Annotated in this window: 4 protein-coding genes and 1 pseudogene; all 5 read left to right on the top strand. The window is 44.9% G+C overall.

The window, feature by feature from the left end; genetic code table 11:
* Positions 1-794: pseudogene (locus B3182_RS11460) on the top strand (FliI/YscN family ATPase); the annotation flags it as partial.
* 37 nt (positions 795-831) lie between these two features.
* Positions 832-1,275, top strand: a complete 444-nt coding sequence (gene fliJ / locus B3182_RS11455; protein ID WP_292356277.1) for a flagellar export protein FliJ — start codon at positions 832-834, stop codon at positions 1,273-1,275.
* A 136-nt stretch (positions 1,276-1,411) separates the two neighbouring features.
* Positions 1,412-1,729 (top strand): STAS domain-containing protein, encoded by a 318-nt coding sequence (locus B3182_RS11450; RefSeq protein WP_292356279.1) that lies wholly within the window; start codon positions 1,412-1,414, stop codon positions 1,727-1,729.
* Between the two features lies 1 nt (position 1,730).
* Positions 1,731-2,093: a response regulator gene (locus B3182_RS11445; protein ID WP_292356281.1), complete on the top strand. Its 363-nt coding sequence runs from the start codon at positions 1,731-1,733 to the stop codon at positions 2,091-2,093.
* A gap of 12 nt (positions 2,094-2,105) precedes the next feature.
* Positions 2,106-2,566 (top strand): Hpt domain-containing protein (locus tag B3182_RS11440; RefSeq protein WP_292752813.1); only part of this gene is annotated, 461 nt, incomplete at its 3' end.

The raw sequence follows: 2,566 nt of genomic DNA, 5'->3' as shown, positions 1-2,566 counted from the left end.
GGGGACGTGAAGTTAAAGAGTTTATTGAAGATATTCTGGGTGAAGAAGGCTTAAAGCGTGCCGTGGTTGTCGCATCACCAGCCGATCACTCACCCTTGATGCGTTTGCATGGCGCCATGTTGGCAACCAGTATTGCAGAATACTTTCGCGATCAGGGTAAGCAGGTTTTGTTATTAATGGATTCATTGACACGGTTTGCCCAGGCTCAGCGTGAAATTGCCTTGGCAGTTGGTGAACCGCCAGCCACCAAGGGTTATCCTCCGTCGGTTTTTTCGTTATTGCCGCAACTTGTTGAACGTGCTGGCAGTGGTGAAGTCGGTGGTGGAGCAATAACCGCAATTTATACAGTGCTTACCGAAGGTGATGATCAGCAGGATCCAGTGGCCGATGCTGCTCGTGCCATACTTGATGGACACATTGTTTTATCCCGACAATTAGCTGAGGCCGGGCATTATCCGGCGATTGATATTGAAGCGTCGATCAGTCGTGTCATGCCACAGGTTGTCGATGCCAAACAACTGCAGCTGGCCCAGCAATTCAAGCGAATCTATTCCACTTACCGGCAGAATCAGGATTTAATTACCATTGGTGCTTATCAGGTAGGAAGCGATCAGCAAATTGATGAAGCGATTAATCGTTTTCCAGCGTTATCAGCAATGTTGAAACAGGACATGCATGTGGCGCATGATTGGAACAGTAGCCTGCAGTCATTGCAAAAACTGGCTTTTGGCCAGATGAGCAATTCACAGCAACTAAATGGACAACTGATGACAGCGGAGCAACGTAAATTCTAATTTTGGATAACAAGACGGATTCGGGTGCTAAAGCAATATGACACGGGCAAGCAAACTGATACCGGTGATTGAAATGGCCGGTCGCGAGACCGATAAAGCCATGCAGAGTCTGGTTCAGGCCAACAACGTGCTTGAGCAAGAAAAACATCAGCTTAATGATTTACTGCGTTATCGCGAAGAGTACCTGCAGCAATTCCGACAAGGCGATGCTTTACAGATGAGTGCTCGCAAAGCAATTGACTTAAGATCATTTCTTGCCCAGTTAGATAACGCTATTCGAATGCAACAGCGCCACGTCGAACAGTGTTTTATGCAGACCCAAAAACAACGGCAGTTATGGTTGGAAGCCAAAAATAAACAACGATCTATTGAATCCCTCAAAGAACGCTATCAAAAAGAAGACGAGCAACGTCAGCATAAACTGGAGCAGCGACTGGCAGATGAACATACCGCTATGCTCTGGGCACGCAAACATAAATAAACCCTGGCATAGTCTCTGCTTAGATTTGTTATGTGGTAATTTGCATACGACATTGGTTGTATAAACTCACAAGCGGACATTTTTGTCCGGTCATTATTGTATTGCGGCAAAAAATGTAATTAAAAAAGCTATAAATATGACGAATACAACGGAAAAACTTGATTGTGGAGAACAGTTAAACATTACTCAGCTGGAGTCATGGTATTTGCACTGTTTAAAAATTCTGCTGGCAGGAAATAACGTATTTATTGATGTCAGTCGTTTGCAACGTATTGATACCGCGGCGTTACAATTACTCTACCAATTTCAGCAACAGGCAGAGAAATATGATATTGAGGTTCACTGGTCTGTGATGAGTGATAGCTTTCAGGATGCCGTAAGTCTTTCCGGTCTATCTTTTAAAATGACCGATCAGCCATCAGTTGCCGAAAATGATTCAATGGAGAATAACTAACATGGCCCGGATTCTAGTCGTCGATGATTCACCCTCGCTCAGACAGATGTTGCAGATTATTTTGCAGAATTCAGGCCATGATGTGGTGTGCGCAGAAGATGGTAAACAGGCCATTGATATGGCAACTGAGCAGCAATTTGAACTGGTATTAAGTGATTTTAATATGCCGCAACTGACAGGACCTGAATTCATAACGATGCTGCGCCTGTTACCGCAATACCGCTTTACTCCGGTACTGTTGTTAACAACGGAAACAGATGAAGACAAAAAAAATCTTGGCCGTGTTTCAGGCGCCAGTGGATGGTTAAAAAAACCGTTTGATCCTGAACAGTTGGTCGACACTATCAACTCACTGCTTAATTAATTTTCGATTGCCATGCATCCGCTTTTATCCTCTGCCACAGCTGCTTTTCATGAGGAAGCTCTGGAAACATTAAACCAAATAGAGGATTGGCTCTTAACGTCATTGGAGAGTTCCACCAGCGGCGATGCCCATTGGCAAGATACTCTCAGACTATTGCACTCTCTCAAGGGGACTGCCGCCAGTTTCGAAAATGAAGCAATAGCAAAAGTTTGTCATGCCATCGAGAATATTCTGACGGAAAACCGCCAACTTACCCGCCATGACAGGGACGGACTACTGGCGGCAATTGACTTTTGCCGGCAATGCTTAAGTGGAGCTGATGCAGATCCAGTATTACAGGACGAAGAACTGGCAAATTGCCTTGCTGGGATAAATCGTCTGGATAAGCCGAAACAGAATAATGGTAAACCACCGATTGTGCCGGAAATGAATGGTTCGGTCTGGCAAATCGATTTTGCCCCACATCCACAGTT

The organism is Methylophaga sp. UBA4204, assembly GCF_002379485.1.
GTDB lineage: Bacteria > Pseudomonadota > Gammaproteobacteria > Nitrosococcales > Methylophagaceae > Methylophaga.
The sequence above is the reverse complement of the archived record's forward strand: the minus strand, read 5'-3'. Positions and strand labels throughout refer to the sequence as shown.

Excerpts from the sequence above, each read along its gene's own strand:
- fliJ (WP_292356277.1), top strand. The coding sequence starts at position 832 with ATGACACGGGCAAGCAAACTGATACCGGTGATTGAAATGGCCGGTCGC.
- B3182_RS11450 (WP_292356279.1), top strand. The coding sequence starts at position 1,412 with ATGACGAATACAACGGAAAAACTTGATTGTGGAGAACAGTTAAACATT.
- B3182_RS11445 (WP_292356281.1), top strand. The coding sequence starts at position 1,731 with ATGGCCCGGATTCTAGTCGTCGATGATTCACCCTCGCTCAGACAGATG.